Here is a 15,422-nt window from a genome sequence, read left to right as displayed (position 1 = left end):
GCATGTATCAGGTTCGTTCCCCCGGAGCGGCGGTCCTGTTCGGCGATCGAACGCCCGACACCGGCGGGTACACGCTCTCGGTCGCGACCGATCGGGCGACGGCGCTTGCAGCGACTCCGGCCGAAGACGTGACCGTCACGCTCGGGGACGAGACTCGGACGTTCGAAACAGCAGACCCACAGCCGGCCGGCGACTGGGCCGACCCGATCCGCGGCTGTTACGCCGTACTCGCGGACGCCGGGTTCGAACCTGGGGGGTTCGAGGGGGGCGTCGACGGCGAACTGATCGAACCGAGCGCACTGGCTGGAAATCGGCCCGCCGACGTCAACGTCACTTCGAGCCTGGAACTCGCAGTGCTGGCGCTGCTCGGATCGGCCTACGAGCTGGACCTCTCGCGGCTGGATATCGCCCGACTCGCCCGGCGTGTGGAGACGGAGTTTCTCGGCCGCGACCGTCCGACCGCCGCGTCGTTCGCGATCGCACTCTCGAAAGCGGGATTGGCGCTGTTCGTCGATGCGGACGCTGATTCGTACGCCCGAGTAGCCGTGCCCGACGCGCTCCAGTTGCTCTCCGTCTCGACGGGATCTGACGGCGTCGGGGAGCGGGTCAGCGAGCGGCGTAACGGCGTCCGGCGGGCGCTCGAAGAGCTCGGTGTCGAATCCGCCCCCGAGGTCGATCTGGCGATGCTCCCGCAGCTTGACGGGCCCGGAGCGGATCGACTGGGCTATCTCGTCCGCGAGAACGCACGCGTCAGTCAGGCGGCGACGGCGCTCGACGACGGCGATCTCGATCGATTCGGCGAACTACTCGACGAGGCACACCACGACCTGACCGAGAACGTCGGGGCGGGTTCGCCCACTGTCGACCGGATCCTCGAGACGGCCGGAGAACACGGGGCATACGGCGCACGGACGATCGGTTCCGATGTCCTCGTGGCGGTCAAGAGCGGGCGCGCGCCGGCGCTGCTCGAGGCCATCGAGAACATCGGGGGTGATGCGGCTGTGAGCGCGATCGATACGGCCGACGGCGTCACCGTCTCGGAGCGTTAGAAAGAGACAACCAGCGGTGCCATCGTTTCGGACTGCGAGACGCGCCGACAGCCTCATACGGTCGGTTGTAAGTCTATTCCGGATCGATCGCACCCGTTATGCGATCGTACCGGTAAATCGTTACAACCGACCGTATCACTCGTATTCGATCGTCGCCGGCGGCTTGTGTGTGACGTCGTAGACGACGCGGGCGACGTTCTCGTGAGAACCGGTGATGCGCGACTGGATTCGCTGGAGGGTCTCCCAGTCGATCTCCTGTGCGCGGGCGGTCATGCCGTCCCGGGAGTCGACCGAACGGACGGCCACGACCCAGCCGTGGACGCGGTTGTCGCCTTTGACGCCCGTCGCCTTGCCGATGACTGCGGCAAGCGCCTGCCAGGGGTCGTACTCCGCCAGTTCCTCCTCGACGACGTGGTTGGCCTCGCGGGCGACCTCGAGTTTCTCCTCGGTGACTTCGCCGATGATCCGCACCGCGAGTCCGGGCCCGGGAAACGGCATCCGCTCGGAGATGATCTCCTCGAGGGCGAGTTCGCGAGCGACCTCCCGGACCTCGTCCTTGTAGAGGTCCCGCATGGGTTCGACGATCCCCTCGAAGTCGATGCGCTCGGGTAGCCCGCCGACGTTGTGGTGGGATTTGATCGTCCCCTCCGATTCGATTCGGTCCGGGTAGATCGTCCCCTGGACGAGGTAGTCGGCGTCGACCTCATCGGCGACGGTCTCGAACTCGCGGATGAACTGCTCGCCGATGACGTGTCGTTTCTCTTCGGGGTCGGTGACTCCCGACAGCTCGTCGAGGAACCGGTCTTTTGCGTCGACGATCCGCAGACTGTCCATGTAGTCGAACGTTTCCCGGATCTGCTCGGTTTCGCCCTTTCGCATCAGACCGGTGTCGACGTAGACAGGGTGCAGCTGGTCGCCGACGGCCTCGTAGGCGAGCGCGGCCGCAGTCGAGGAGTCGACGCCGCCCGACAGCGCGATGACCGCCTCGGCGTCGCCGATCGCGTCGCCAATCTCGTCGATCTTCTCGTCGACGAACTGCTCGACGTCGACCATCAGGCCTCCACCTCCGTTTCCGGTTCGCGCCAGTCACGTTCGCCAAGCACTGCCTCGAGTAGCCCGACGAAGGGCGGCGAGGCGCGCGTCGGCCGCGAGCGGAACTCGGGGTGGAACTGCGTCCCCAGGAAGTAGGGGTGGTCGTCGAGTTCGAGGATCTCCATCCGCCGACCCGCGCGACCGGAAAAGACCACCGAGGTCTCGGCGAAGTCCTCGAAGTACTCGGGGTTGACCTCGTAGCGGTGGCGATGCCGTTCGGTGCAGACCGTCGACTCGTAGAGGTCTTCCGCGAGCGTCCCGGGCGTGATGTCGGTCTGGTGGGCTCCGAGTCGCATCGTCCCGCCCATGTCCTCGGTGTGTTCCTGCTCGGGCAGGATGTCGATGACCGGATCGGGCGTCTCCTCGTCCATCTCCGCGGAGTGGGCCTCCTCGTACCCCAGAACGTTGCGGGCGATCTCGACGACGGCCATCTGGAAGCCCAGACACAGCCCCAAAAACGGCACGTCGTGCTCGCGGGCGTACCGGATCGCCTCGACCTTGCCTTCCGTGCCGCGGGCACCGAACCCTCCGGGGACGACGACGCCGTCGGCCTCGGTGAGGTTCGCGCTCTCGGTGACGTCGTCCTCGTCGGAGTCGACCCAGCGGATATTGACGTCGACGTTCTTCTCCAGGCCGGCGTGTTTCAGCGCCTCGTTGACCGACATGTAGGCGTCCTCGAGGTCGTACTTCCCCACGAGGGCGATGTCGACCTCGCCGGTGGTCTCCTGTGTGACGAGGTTCCGCCAGGTGTTGTCGCGTTCCTCTTCGGGCAGTGCGCGCTCCGCGAGTCCGAGTTCCTGCATGACGTACTCGTCGAGGCCTTCCTCCTCGACCATCAGCGGGACGTGATAGATGTCCTCGACGTCCGGGTTCGAGAAGACCGCCTCCGTCGGGACGTCACAGAACAGCGCGATTTTCTCCTTGACGTCGGGGTAGAGCCGATCCTCACAGCGCCCGACCAGGATATCCGGCTGGAGGCCGATCGAGCGCAGTTCCTTCACGGAGTGTTGGGTCGGCTTGGTCTTCTGCTCGCCGTTTTTCGAGTAGGGGACGAGCGTGACGTGGGTAAAGAGGATGTCGTTGTCGTCCTGTTCGTGAGCGAACTGCCGCAGCGCCTCCAGATAGGGCATCCCCTCGATGTCGCCGACGGTCCCACCGACCTCGACGATACAGACGTCGGTCCCTTCGGCGGCTTCGCGGATCCGCCGTTTGATGTCGTCGGTGATGTGCGGGATGATCTGGACGGTCTTGCCGAGGTAGTCGCCGGCGCGTTCCTTCTCGATGACGTGGCGATAGGTCTTGCCGGTCGTGACGTTGTGGTCGGAGGTCATGTCCTCATCGAGGAACCGCTCGTAGTTCCCCAGGTCGAGGTCGACCTCGCCGCCGTCCTTGAGCACGTACACCTCGCCGTGCTGGAAGGGGTTCATCGTGCCTGCGTCGACGTTCAGGTACGGGTCGATCTTGACAGCAGTGACGTCGAACCCGGCGTTTTTCAGGAGTCGGCCGGTGCTGGCGGCCGTGATCCCCTTGCCGAGCCCGGACATCACCCCGCCGGTGACGAAAACGAACTTGTTTCCGAGTGTGGGGTCGTACCCCGTGTCGGATTCAGTGGGCATACTGACGGTGCGCTCGCGCAGGTCAAAACGATTTCGGGACCGATCCGGTTCGTGGACGGCTGTCACTCCCCGCCGACCTTCGTCGTCACCCGGAAGTGTTCGGGCGGGTTCGCACTTGTGTAGGGAAGTGATGCAGAATAGTTCTCAAGGCCTAACTCGGCGGGTTTCGATTATCTGGATCACCGAACCGACATTCAGAGGGCCAAATGGCTCATATCAGAGCGAAATCTTGTCTATTCAAAACCAAGACCGGGCAGTCCAGGGTGTGTGAAGACTTCTGCACTACCGGCAGCCCAAATTGTTGGGCACTCCGTTCACAAGCTATCAGCCAAAGTGGATGTGAGAATGAAATGTCCGAAGTGAACCGGTCGTACGAGAGGTTGAACGCGATCCCGACACTTTCGTTGACTACTGTCCTTGAAAGTATCCCGGATGCAGTGATTGTTGTAGACATCACCACGGACGAAATTGTCGCGGTTAACGATGCAGCTGGGGAATTGTTTGAATGCCAGCCCGAGACGCTAGTTGGCCATACACGACACACACTCCACCCAGCGGAGAATCGCGACGCCTACGACACTGCGTTCAGCCGTGCGCGCGAGAGTGAACAGGTCGAACGCCTCCCGGACGGCAGCCCGCTCTATATTGAGACACAGACGGGCGAATGCGTCCCAGTGGAAATCAACGCCCAACGTATTCAAAAGCAAAATCGGACGTTCGTACTCGGTGTCTTCCGTGATATCAGTGCTCGTCTCGAACGCCAACAGCAACTCCGGACAACGACAACTCGACTCAAAACGCTCCTCGATGCGGCTCCGCTACCAATCGCTGCTCTTGACACCGAAGGACAAATCCAGTTGTGGAATCAAGCGGCGGAAGACACGTTCGGATACAGTTCTGCCGAAATCGTCGGTGAATCATATCCGTTACTGACTGAGGAATCACTTACTGACTTGCTCAATCGTATCCTTGACGGCGAGGATCTCAACGGATATGAGACAGTTCTTCGTACGAAAGACGGTTCCCGACTCCATACGGAACTATTCGCCCAGCCGCTCTACAACGATGATGACACCGTGACTGGTGTCATTGGGACTGCAGTCGAGATCACCGACCGTAAGCGGCGTCGCCACGGACTTGAAGTCCTGCATCGGGTGCTCCGACACAATCTACGGAACAAACTAACGATCATTCAGGGGCACACCTCGGCTCTCAAGAATGATGAAGACCCAGATTCGGGACTCACACAGAAAGCCGCCGAGAAAATCGAGACCGCAGCCGCAGATCTAGCCGGGTTAAGCCGTCAAGTCACCCAGTCTCAGTTCCTTACTGACAAGTCAGTGGCACGCTCTAAACCACTCAACCTCGAAGAACTCGTGATCACGATGGAGGCCGTCCTTGCAGAGACCACAACCGGGTCAGTTGCTGCTCCGACTGCCGATGAGACAGTCGCGATACCGGCACCAGCAAACTCCGCCATCGGACAGCTCCTCTCACACACTGGGGAGTATATGTCGCAACCAGCCATCGATGTGACCGTTGACATCTCAGAGACGGAAGTGGTGGTGACGATCCGCGGAAACGAACCCTTACTCTCAGATAGCCATCACGATCTACTCACTCGCGGGGTAGAGACTGAGCTAAACCACGGCCTTGGATTGGACATAGCGCAGGTTTATTTGACGCTGCTTGAGATCGGTGGAGAGATTGAACTCGTTGGTCGGCCAATCCCCGAAACAGCTCTACAAGTGACACTCCCCCGCCTGAACCAGTAGCGAGCAATCCCGATCTTGTATAACATTGTGGCAGTGATGCAGAATAGTTCTCAAGGCCTAACTCGGCGGATTGCGATCACCGGGATCGTATTAACCGAACCGACATTCAGAGGGCCAAATGGCTCATATCAGAGCGAAATCTTGTCTACTCAAAACCAAGATCGGGCAGGTCAGGATGTGTGAAGACTTCTATATCACCGCTACTTGTGTAGTTATGTTTTCTTATCGCTGAGCGCGTCGAGATCGAGTTCGAACCGCGGCCGCCCGTCGACGACCTCCCGCCTGACGGGCAGAGCCTTCCCCTTCAGGGCGTCCACCTCGTCGGGACCGAGGTCGTAGGCGTCGAGCAGCGTCTTCAGTTCGCAGTTGGGTCCCCACACCGGCGGACGCTTCAGTTCGCGCTCGAAGACGTTTCCGGCCGGCGTCTCGAGGGAGATCCGCACGATATCGCCGTCGTCAGCGACTGATCTGACCGGTAGCGTCGAGCGGTCCGTCCCCGCCTTGACCGCACCCAGCGCGTCCGCGATGGCGTCGATGTCGTCGTCGGACATGCTCGATTCGAGAGTCGCCGTCGACGCGTATTAATTCACCGAGAACGCCTCGGTAGCGGCGGTTTCGCCGTCCGCCCGTGGCGTCGGAGACGCCACACTGTCTATCGGAAAATACGGCAGGGAGCCCGCGAGGTCACGCCAATATGTCAGAAGCACGTACTGCGGACTCCGCAATCGGATTTCGATCTGTGGTTTAATTAAGGTAGTGAATTTCTGTTTTGATTAACTGGGAGACAGATGTGAGAGCCGGACGGCTGGATCAACGACCGACCAGCGCGTCGATCGTCGCCTCGTCGACGGGCTGGGACTCCCGACCGGCGGCGTAGGCTTTCGCCAGCGCGATCGCCGCGCCGGTCTCCGAATCGCCGAACTCCGGAGAGAGTTCCGACTCCAGCAGGTCGCCCGTCCAGCCGGTCTCCTCGTAGTCGAGGTCCTCCCGGACGAGGTCCAGACACAGCGAGACCAGCACGGAGTCCGTCGCCTCGGAGATGAACGCGGGGTCGGCGCCGCTGGCTTCGGCCAGTTGCTCGAGTTCGACCCCGGTCCCGCGGACGGTCGCCGCGAAGACGGTCGCGCCGGCGGCCAGCTCCGGCGGCGTGTACGACGGGTCGTCGGGCCGGGGGTCGTACTGCTCGATGGCGCGGACGCTCTCCTCGCGGACCGATTCGTCGAGATCGAGCACGTCGGCCAGCCGATCGACGTACGTCTCTGCACCGGCGGTCGGGATCTCGATGTCGACGGCCGAATCGAGCGTCTCCAGCCAGTCGTACAACGCACGAGCCGCGAACTCGCCGGTGGCGGCGATCTCGCTCGCCTCGACGTCGACATCGTTGACCCGGCAGGCCGCGAGCAGCGCTGCGCCGCCGAGTTCGCCCGCGTGCTCGACGTCGACGGCCTCGACGACGTCGCTGACGAGTCCGCGAGCGAACAGTCGAACAGACGCGTCGAGATCCAGCTCGTCGGCGATCGCGTCGACCTCGCGCTGGACGGCGTCTTCGGTGAGATCCGGACCGAGCGCGTCCCGATCGCCGGGCAGCCAGACGTCCGTGGAGCCGGCTCGCTTTCGCTCGACGGTCCCGTCCGCGACGAGCGTCTCCAGATCGGCGGCGATCGCCTCCGGATCGGCAGCGAGTTCCTCGGCGACGCGGTCGGTCGTCGGGAGTTCGTCGGGGAACAGCGCCGTGACGACCTCGGCGGTCTCAGCCGTCGGTGTGCTCTCGTCGTCCGCGTTCGCCGTCTCGGGCTCGCCTTCCCCTGGCGCGTCCGCTGAGGCCTTGTCGGTCGCTTCAGGGTCTTCGCCGCTCGTCTCGTCGTCGGCTGTCTCGACAGGCGCGCTCTCTGTGTCCGGCGCGCTGCTGGTCGCCATCGGCGCGCCGGTATCCGGGTCGAGCTGGTATCGCTGTGTCGTCTCAAGGTGCTGTTCGCCCAGCAGATCGCGTAGTTCCTTGTAGCGGTTTCTGACCGTTACCTGGCTCGTGTCGGTGACGTCGCCGAGCGCGTCCTCGTCGGCACCGTCAACGTCGTTGACCGCCGCAGCGAGATAGAGGACGGCACCGGCGGTACCGGCGGGAGAGGTGCTGCCAGCGATCGTCTGAGGATCGGCCTCGAAGGCGTCCTCGAGGATCCGCTTGGCGACGACGACGATCCCGTCCGGCAGGTCCAGTTCCGTGCCGAACCGCTCGATCAGCGCCCGCGGCTCCGGCGGGACGCCGTCGATATCGAGATTGGCAGCGATGTCATCGAACAGTGCCGTCATCGCGCCAGGGTCGATCGACGTGCCCTCGAGCGTCTCCGACCACGCTTCGGCGACATCGGACACCGTTATTGGGAGCCCATCTTCGCGCGCAGACAGTGACAGCGTCGTCGCGCCGACGATCGACAGCGAGCTGTCCTCGATCTCGGGTTCGGAACCCAGCTGATTGAGCCGGACCCGGGTGATCTGGGCCGTGCTGCTCGGCAACGAGAGTGCCTCAGCCACAGTCGTGAGCTGTTGTTCGACGTCGTCTCGTTCGGCTGCGTTCGGCATTGTCCCTATATTCCGAGAGCGGGACCTTAATGTTCAGCCTCGTTCATCAGTTTTGATACTGTTGAGGCATAACCGTTAGGCCGGACCAGCCCCTTCGGCCGGTATGGACGCTCAGGACGCCTCATGTGCCTGCCGGAGCGTGCTCGAACGGGTGGGCGAAGCTGTCATCGCCGACGAGCAGTTCCTCGAGACGGTATTAATCGGCGTGCTCGCTCGCGGCCACGTGCTACTCGAGGACGTCCCCGGCACGGGCAAAACACTGACGGCCAGGAGTTTCGCGGACGCGCTCGGCCTATCCTTCCAGCGAGTCCAGTTCACGCCGGACCTCCTGCCGGCGGACATCACCGGGTCGAATATTTACGACAAGTCGACCGGACAGTTCGAGTTCTCGCCCGGCCCCGTCTTTGCGAACGTCGTGCTGGCCGACGAGATCAACCGCGCCCCGCCGAAGACCCAGGCTGCACTGCTGGAAGCGATGGGCGAGCGACAGGTCACCGTCGACGGCGAGACACACGAGCTGCCGGAGCCGTTTTTCGTCATCGCGACTCAGAACCCCATCGAGCAGGAGGGAACCTTCGCGCTTCCGGAGGCCCAGCGCGACCGGTTCGCCGTCAAGGCCGAACTCGGGTATCCCGACCGCGCCGGCGAGCGCGAACTGATCGATCGGCGAGCCGACCGGGACGCCAAGATGCCCAGCGTCCGGTCCGTTCTCGAGGGGCAGTCGGTCACCGACCTGCAGGACGTCCCCGAGACGGTCCGGGTCGACGAGAAGATCCGCGACTACGTCGTCGATCTGGGACGGGCGACCCGCGAGGACGAGCGCGTCGACGTCGGCGTCTCGCCGCGAGGCGTCCAGCGGCTGTTCGAGACGGCCCGCGCCAGCGCTGTCGTGGCGGGCCGCGAGTACGTCGTCCCGGACGACGTCAAGCGCGTCGCCGGGCCGACGCTCCGTCACCGGCTGGTGCTCACCGCAGAGGCCAGCGTCCGGGGTGTCCGGCCGGCAGACGCCCTCGACGATGTCCTCGATCGCGTCGCGGTCCCCGCGGTCGCCGACGACTAGCGGCTCGCGATCACGAGCAACAGCAGGCCGACGGTCGCGGCGACGAGCGCCGGCACGGCCAGCGTCTCGCTGACGCCAACCGACTCGAGCGATCGGTCGGCCGCGATCGTCATTCCGACTGCCCCGATGCCCACCAGTACCGTTGCGCCGCCATGAACCAGCTCGATCCTGGCAGTGCTCGCTCGCGCACCGAGTTCACGGCCGAGCCCGGCACCGAACGAGCCGACGTCCCAGGCGATGAACGCCCCGACTGCTCCGGCCAGCGCGAGCCGGAGGTCGACGCCGATCGTCGCGGCAAACGCCGTCGTGAGGACGGTTCCGCTGGCCGCCAGTGCCACCCCGCCGGCTCGATCGGCGAGCAGGCCGAGCGCGCTGCTCACGAACAGCGCGAGCAAAACGACGAGTGTCAGCCCGGACAGCGCAGTCACGATCATCAACGCGAGCGCGGCCTCACCGTAGACGGCGACGAGCCGTGAGACCAGCGCGTCGAACGGGCTGGCGAGTTGGGCTGGCAGCCGGTTGAGGGCCTGTTCGACCAGCGTCGAGACGAACGGCTCCCGGTATCGAACCACCGCCGCGACGACCACGCCACCGCCGAAGTACGGTACGACAGCGAGCAGCGCCGCCCGGCCGGAGCCCCGATACGCCCGCTTGAGGGACGTCGCGCTCGCAAGCAACAGCCCGTCGACGACCAGCACGGCGACCAACAGCTGACGGAGTTGCGTCGACCCTGTCAGAGTGCCGAGCACGCCCTCGACTCCGTCCGGGACCCAGACGTAGGGATCCGGGGCCGTCACCTCTAGCAGCAGCGCCCCCAGCGCCGTCGCCACGAGCGCCATTATAGACAGTTTGAGCGTCCGATCGGCCTGTTTCAGCGTCTCCCGGGCGTCGGCGAGACGGTCGCCGAGCAGTGCCGCGAGCGGGAGCGCGCGAACGGTGGCCCGCGTCAGATACAGGACGGCGATCGACAGCGTCAGAAACGACGCGAGCGGGAACGCGGCCGTCGGTTCGAACACCCATCCCGCCAGTCCCTCGAGGGCGGTCGCAGCCTCGGAACGTACTGGAGCGAACCGGATCGAAAGCGCGACTGCCATTGCGAGTCCCATGACGGCTGTCGCGCGCAGCCCGCTCGCGACGGCACGTGCTAGCACGTCGCGTGAGAGCGAGTCGCGGACCGCCAGTACGGCACCGAACGCCGTCAGGGCCGCTCCGCCGACGACGAACGCGGACCCGATCGGGAGCGCGTTGCGCAGTTGGCCGACGAGCGCGATCCCCCCACCGGCGATCACGGCGAGCGCGACGACGGGGAAGACGGGGCCGACGAGCGCGGCACCGACCGGCCGGAGACGCTCGGTGGCGAGCAACCCCAGCACGATCGCGACCGCGACGGCACCGATCGCCGCGTAGGCGGTCTGCCGCTCCAGCCCGACGGCGCGGACGAGCGCGGCGGTCGCGGCGACCGGGACGGCCACGGCGATGACGGTACTGAACCGCGTCGGGCGCTGGTCGATCACGGGACCACCTCCGGTAACGAGCGGTCGATGACGACCTCCAGCGACTCGTTCGGCGGCCACTCGACGACGGTCACGCCGCGAAACTGCAGCGACGTGACTGTGTTTCGGCGGCGCAGCGCCGCCACGCGGCTACCTGGCGTGTCCGAGACGGTCACGTCCGGGCTCAGGACCGTCACCGGAACGCCGCGGCTCAACAGCGTCTCCGTCAACTCGGACGGCTCGTCGTCGAGCAGCGGCGACACCAGCAGGACCTGCGCGCCGGGCGGGAGTCTGGCGAGCAGCTGTTCGACGCGGTCCGGCTCGTCAGCACGGTCGCGCCTCGCTGGTTCGTCAGCGTCACCGCGCGCTGCCTGCTGGCCGACAGCGGGGTCGCGCACGGCAGTGGCGTTGCCGGTCCACTCGCGCATCACGGGATCGGGAACCGCGTTCGCGTCGCTCTCGACGCCGGCGGCCGCCTCGAACAGCGCTCGCGCGGCCGCGACCGAGCCGCCCTCGGCTGGCGGTTCGACCCACGGCAGTCCTGCGCCGTGTCCCGGTCGGTCGCCCGCATCGAGACCGAGCACGGACACGCCGACCTGATGGCCACCCGACCTGAGCGCCTCGTAGACGCGCTCGCCGGCGTACGCGGCGAGTCCGGCTCCGGTCGGATAGCCGGGCCGGGGCGCGATTCTGGCGGGCGGTCGCACGTCGACGAGGACAATCAGGCGCGTGGCCTGCTCCTCGCGGAAGTCGATCGTCGAGAGTTCGTCGGTGCGGGCGAGTCGCCGCCAGTCCAGCCGGCTGACCGGGTCGCCCGGCCGGTACTCCCGCGTCGAGTAGAACTCCAGACCCGGGCCGCCGGAGTCGGTCGGCAGCGTCCCGGTTCGACGGCGGGCCGTCCGATCGATCGGCGTCCGATCGACCGTCGTCGAACAGGACAGCGTCGTCGCACCGCCCGGTTCGACATCGGTCGTGACGACCCGTGAACCGCTGATCGACCGCGTCCGAACGACCGGCGAGTCGAACGCGTACTCGCCGCGCTTTGCCATCACCCCGTAGGTGAACGACCGCGACTCGCCGGCGGGGATCGCCAGCCCCGCCCGCGGCGTCCCGTCTGTGACCGCCAGTTCGTCCGGGACGCCGTCGACGACGCGCAGGTCGGGCAGTGTCCGATCGCCGCCGTTGGTCACCGTCACCTGCACCGTCACCGTCGATCCCGGCGTCGGGGCCGACGGCGACAGCGATCGCTCGATATCGAGGGTCGGCTCCGGATACCGCGAGAGCGCGCCGTACGCGACGTACGACAGCGGGACGACGGCGAGCAGAAGCGGTTCCGACGAGCCGTACAGGAGCCCGATGGCGACGAACGCAAGCGCCCCCGCGAGCCCGACGCTCCAGCGGTGATGGCTGTATCGCGTCACTGTTGTCCCCGCTCGATGGCCTCGATCGTGCGGTTCGCCCGCCGTCGGCGTTCGCGGTCGGGGTCGAGCCAGCGGCGCAAGCGCGCGCCCAGCGATTGCGCGGGTGTGCCCAGAAACGCCGCGGCGACGCGGTCGTCCGTCCAGCGACCGCGGTCGACGGCCGTCCGGGCGTTCTCGGGTTGCATACCGTCCTGTCTGACGAGCGTCTCGATCGCCGCCTCACGAAGCACCACCCGGACGCGCTCGTCGGTGTCGCTCGCGTCGAAGTTGCCCTCGAGGTGTCGGTCGAACGCCCGGCCGGGACGGGAGGGCGTCCGCGCGTTGACGGCTTCCGGGGGCTGCTCGACCAGCGGTCCGGCTCCCCCGTCGCCGCTGAGCGAGTACGCGAGCGTCGCCGCCACGAGACCGACGACCGCCCCGAGTCCGGTCACCAGCAGATCGGCGCGATCGACCGGCAGCGTCTCCGCCAGCAGGGCGACTGGTCGGATCGACGTGGCGGACTGCGGCGCGGCGACTAGCCCGAGCGCGAGCAACGCCCCAAGCAGTCCGACGGCCCCGGCGACGCTCCGGACCCTCATCGCTCGTCCTCCCGTTCGGTGCTGTCCAGCCGTTCGACCGCCGACTGGACGGCGGGGAGTTTCGCTTCGGGCGCGCGAGCGCCGTACTCGACCGCCCGGAAGGCGTCTCTGAGCGTCTCGACCGCGTCGGCCGGGAGTTCGTCCCGCTCGATCGCGTGGGCCGCGAGTTCGCCCGGCGTCTTCGTCTCGGGGTCGGTAACCGACACCTGTGCGAGGAACTGCGCCCAGGCCGCACGGATCGAGACTCGCGCCGTCGAACTGCCGGCGTCCGACCGACCGTCGGCCCCCGGTCGAAGCGACCGCAGGCGACCGGCGAACGCGTCGATCCGCCGTCGAGCGGCCGCCGCGATCGCGTCGCGCGTCAGATTGCCGGCCCACAGCTCGCGCAGCGTCGAACGCCCGTTTCGAAACAGGCGACCGGCGACGTCGACAGCCGCGTCCGCGGCCGTGACGAGCGCGACGAGCAGATATCTCGGGAGCGCGAGGACGACGCCGACGAGACGGTCGAGTGCGGCCCCGAGACTGATTCCGCGCCGGTACGCCACGACGACGACACCGAGCGGGACCGCCGCGAGCACGCCGAAAACCAGCGCGAGGTTGGCCCACAGGCCAGTGATCGTCGTCGTCGCGCGCTGGCCGTAGGCCGTGGTGACGAGCGAGACGCTATCGGAGAGGGGGAGTGACGCCGACAGCGTGCCGTCGACGCCGGTCGTGCCGATCCGCTCGCCGCCCATCGAGACCGGCAGGCCGGCAACCGTCTCGTTGCCGAGTTCGGCCGTGACGGTCACGCCGGTCCAGGGGAGCGCGACCGGCAGCCGGGGATCGGCTGTCAGTTCGAGTTCGTGCAACTCCAGCGTCCGGTTCCCGCCGACCGCGCCCCGTCGGACCGACAGCGTCGTCGATCCAGGCCGGTCGGGAAGCGCCACGTCGAGTCGCCCGTCTCCGTCGGTCACGCCGACGCGTTCGCCGTCGCGTTCGACCGTCGCGTTCGGAATCGCTTGCCCCTCGACGGTCGCCGTCAGCGTGACCGTCCGTCCGGTCACGACCGTTCCCGTTATCGATAGCGTCGCGTCCGTCGGCACCTCGTAGGTCCGGTTCGTCGCCCGAACCGTACGAGGGCTGGAGTAGGGGACCGATCGGCCGGCGTACAGGCGGTTGTCGCTCGCAAGGTCGCCTGCGGGAGCGCCGCGGCCGTCGACGGTTCGAACGGTCACGTTCAGTCGTCGCTCGTAGGGGACCGTACCGATGACCGTCCCGTCCGTATCGGTCTCGCCGATGGAGTCGCCGTTGAACAGCACGACCACGCCGGCCGCCGGCGAGCCGTCAGCGGTGACGCGAACCGTAACGTTCGTGCCCGGCACGGGCCGGTCCGACAGGGCGACCTCGTAGGAGCCGACCGAGTCATCCCGTCCGGGGTCCTGTCCATCGTCGGTCTCGTCGCCCGATCCGTCGTCGTTTCCGCCGGGGTCGGTCTCGTTGCCCGACCCGTCGTCGGTGTCGGGGCCGTCGTTCCCGTTCTGATCCTGATCGTCCTCGGGCGTCGGCTCTGCGACCGATCCCGACTCGTCGGGACTGAACCGCTCGCCGGGGCTTCCGGTCTCGGTATGTTCGTAGCTGCTGGCGTCCGGGTTCTGCTCCTGTAGCGCGTCCTGCTCGGCCTGCATGCGCTCGCGGCCCGGCGTCGGGTCGAACTGTACCCAGCCCACGTCGGGGAAGTAGACCTCGACCCAGGCGTGGGCGTTCATCCCCCGGACAGTGTAGGTGTTCTCCCCGCTCGGCTGACCGGTCGAGTAGCCGACGACGTACCGCGCCGGAATGTCCTGTGTGCGCAACATCGTGACCATCGAGGTCGCGAAGTACTCGCAGTACCCCTCGTCCATATCGAAAACGAAGTCACTCGCGACGCTATCGCCGCCCGGATCGGAGACGTTCAGCGAGTAGGACTTGTTACCCTCCAGCCAGCGTTCGATCCGCGCCGCGGTCTCGTAGGGCGATCCGGCCCCGTCGGTCACCTGATCGGTGAACCGACCCAGCCGATCGGGCGTCGAGTCGGGCAACTGCGTGTATCGGTCTTCGATCGCGTCGGGATAGTCGTCGCCGGCGGCCGCGAGCGTCGTCGAATCGTCAGGCGGGCGCGCGCTGGTCGCCGCGTAGGTCGTCCCGGGATCGACGGTCCGCGAACTGGCGATCGCTCGCCCGTCTGTCACCTCGATCGGCGCTTCAGTCTCGACCGACCGCGGCCGCCACACCGTCGGCAACGCGCCGGCCGCGCGTTTCAGTTCGACGCGATAGGAGAGCGTTCGGTCGACGAGGCCGCCGGATTCGATCGATCCGTCGTAGGGGGCGGTATCGCCGGAGCGATCCCAGCCGCTGCCGGTGTAGGTGTCGTACGCGCCCGTTCGCCAGTAGGCGGCCTCCGTCGATTCGACGACGAAGTGCGTCTCGGCGCTCTGGGAGCGCAGTGCGGCGGTTCCGCCCCCCTCGAGGCCGCCGACGCTCGTCGAGTCGCCCGGATCGAGCGCGCCGAGTTGGCCGCCGGCCCCGTTACCGGCAGGTTGCGGAGGCGAGAGCAACGATTCGAGGGGTGCCGCCTCGAGCGGTCCCACCAGCGCCGGGAGCAACAGTCCGGCCAGCACCACCGCGAGCACGCCGCCGAGGACGAACGCGGCGCGGCCGTACTCGCGGCCGCTCGGGGCGGCGTCAGTCGTCATCCGTTTCACCCTCAGCGAGGGCATGGACTGACAAAACAGCTACGCCCCGA

At 66.6% G+C, this 15,422-nt stretch carries 11 protein-coding genes; 3 read left to right on the top strand and 8 right to left on the bottom strand.

Going from position 1 to position 15,422, the window contains the following annotated elements; translation table 11 throughout:
• The first annotated feature begins 2 nt into the window (after positions 1–2).
• A complete protein-coding gene (locus tag HSR122_RS04640) occupies positions 3–1,049 on the top strand; it encodes a galactokinase (protein ID WP_229111547.1) in 1,047 nt (348 codons plus the stop codon).
• A 135-nt stretch (positions 1,050–1,184) separates the two neighbouring features.
• Here HSR122_RS04640 and guaA read toward each other — a convergent pair whose 3' ends face one another.
• Both guaA and HSR122_RS04630 read right to left on the bottom strand, forming a co-directional pair.
• Positions 1,185–2,102 (bottom strand): glutamine-hydrolyzing GMP synthase, encoded by a 918-nt coding sequence (gene guaA / locus HSR122_RS04635; RefSeq protein WP_229111546.1) that lies wholly within the window; start codon positions 2,100–2,102, stop codon positions 1,185–1,187.
• The gene (locus tag HSR122_RS04630; RefSeq protein ID WP_229111544.1) at positions 2,102–3,757 is read right to left on the bottom strand and encodes a CTP synthase; all 1,656 of its coding nucleotides are present in this window, start codon (positions 3,755–3,757) and stop codon (positions 2,102–2,104) included. Before HSR122_RS04630 ends, guaA begins: the two co-directional genes overlap by 1 nt.
• Positions 3,758–4,107: 350 nt before the next feature.
• On the opposite strand from HSR122_RS04630, the gene HSR122_RS04625 reads away from it, so the two are divergent.
• Complete coding sequence (locus HSR122_RS04625; RefSeq protein WP_229111542.1) at positions 4,108–5,532, top strand: PAS domain S-box protein; 1,425 nt, start codon at positions 4,108–4,110, stop codon at positions 5,530–5,532.
• Positions 5,533–5,744: 212 nt separating this feature from the next.
• Here HSR122_RS04625 and HSR122_RS04620 read toward each other — a convergent pair whose 3' ends face one another.
• On the bottom strand, positions 5,745–6,083 hold the full coding sequence (locus HSR122_RS04620; protein WP_229111540.1) for a hypothetical protein: 339 nt from the start codon (positions 6,081–6,083) through the stop codon (positions 5,745–5,747).
• 259 nt (positions 6,084–6,342) lie between these two features.
• A complete protein-coding gene (locus HSR122_RS04615; RefSeq protein ID WP_229111538.1) occupies positions 6,343–8,109 on the bottom strand; it encodes a transcription factor IIIB 50 kDa subunit in 1,767 nt (588 codons plus the stop codon).
• 103 nt (positions 8,110–8,212) lie between these two features.
• Between HSR122_RS04615 and HSR122_RS04610 the strand changes: the two genes are divergently transcribed.
• Positions 8,213–9,169 carry an AAA family ATPase gene (locus HSR122_RS04610; RefSeq protein ID WP_229111536.1) on the top strand — a complete coding sequence of 319 codons (957 nt, stop codon included), beginning with the start codon at positions 8,213–8,215 and terminating at the stop codon, positions 9,167–9,169.
• Here the strand turns inward: HSR122_RS04610 and HSR122_RS04605 are convergent.
• Genes HSR122_RS04605 through HSR122_RS04590 form a run of 4 tightly spaced genes read right to left on the bottom strand, consistent with a single transcriptional unit; the run spans position 9,166 to position 15,372 of the window.
• Positions 9,166–10,683, bottom strand: a complete 1,518-nt coding sequence (locus HSR122_RS04605; RefSeq protein ID WP_229111534.1) for a DUF7519 family protein — start codon at positions 10,681–10,683, stop codon at positions 9,166–9,168. The genes HSR122_RS04610 and HSR122_RS04605 overlap by 4 nt on opposite strands.
• On the bottom strand, positions 10,680–12,083 hold the full coding sequence (locus tag HSR122_RS04600) for a DUF58 domain-containing protein (RefSeq protein WP_229111532.1): 1,404 nt from the start codon (positions 12,081–12,083) through the stop codon (positions 10,680–10,682). Before HSR122_RS04600 ends, HSR122_RS04605 begins: the two co-directional genes overlap by 4 nt.
• The gene (locus tag HSR122_RS04595; RefSeq protein WP_229111530.1) at positions 12,080–12,661 is read right to left on the bottom strand and encodes a DUF7269 family protein; all 582 of its coding nucleotides are present in this window, start codon (positions 12,659–12,661) and stop codon (positions 12,080–12,082) included. Before HSR122_RS04595 ends, HSR122_RS04600 begins: the two co-directional genes overlap by 4 nt.
• A complete protein-coding gene (locus HSR122_RS04590; RefSeq protein ID WP_229111528.1) occupies positions 12,658–15,372 on the bottom strand; it encodes a transglutaminase domain-containing protein in 2,715 nt (904 codons plus the stop codon). The genes HSR122_RS04595 and HSR122_RS04590 overlap by 4 nt, the downstream gene beginning before the upstream one ends.
• Between the last annotated feature and the right edge of the window lie 50 nt (positions 15,373–15,422).

The sequence above is a fragment of the Halapricum desulfuricans genome (genome assembly GCF_017094525.1).
GTDB lineage: Archaea > Halobacteriota > Halobacteria > Halobacteriales > Haloarculaceae > Halapricum > Halapricum desulfuricans.
The sequence above is the reverse complement of the archived record's forward strand: the minus strand, read 5'-3'. Positions and strand labels throughout refer to the sequence as shown.

Bases quoted from the DNA above. Each gene is read 5' to 3' on its own strand.
- HSR122_RS04625 (WP_229111542.1), top strand. From the start codon at position 4,108: ATGTCCGAAGTGAACCGGTCGTACGAGAGGTTGAACGCGATCCCGACA.
- HSR122_RS04630 (WP_229111544.1), bottom strand. From the start codon at position 3,757: ATGCCCACTGAATCCGACACGGGGTACGACCCCACACTCGGAAACAAG.
- HSR122_RS04595 (WP_229111530.1), bottom strand. From the start codon at position 12,661: ATGAGGGTCCGGAGCGTCGCCGGGGCCGTCGGACTGCTTGGGGCGTTG.
- guaA (WP_229111546.1), bottom strand. From the start codon at position 2,102: ATGGTCGACGTCGAGCAGTTCGTCGACGAGAAGATCGACGAGATTGGC.
- HSR122_RS04640 (WP_229111547.1), top strand. From the start codon at position 3: ATGTATCAGGTTCGTTCCCCCGGAGCGGCGGTCCTGTTCGGCGATCGA.
- HSR122_RS04610 (WP_229111536.1), top strand. From the start codon at position 8,213: ATGGACGCTCAGGACGCCTCATGTGCCTGCCGGAGCGTGCTCGAACGG.
- HSR122_RS04590 (WP_229111528.1), bottom strand. From the start codon at position 15,372: ATGACGACTGACGCCGCCCCGAGCGGCCGCGAGTACGGCCGCGCCGCG.
- HSR122_RS04615 (WP_229111538.1), bottom strand. From the start codon at position 8,109: ATGCCGAACGCAGCCGAACGAGACGACGTCGAACAACAGCTCACGACT.
- HSR122_RS04620 (WP_229111540.1), bottom strand. From the start codon at position 6,083: ATGTCCGACGACGACATCGACGCCATCGCGGACGCGCTGGGTGCGGTC.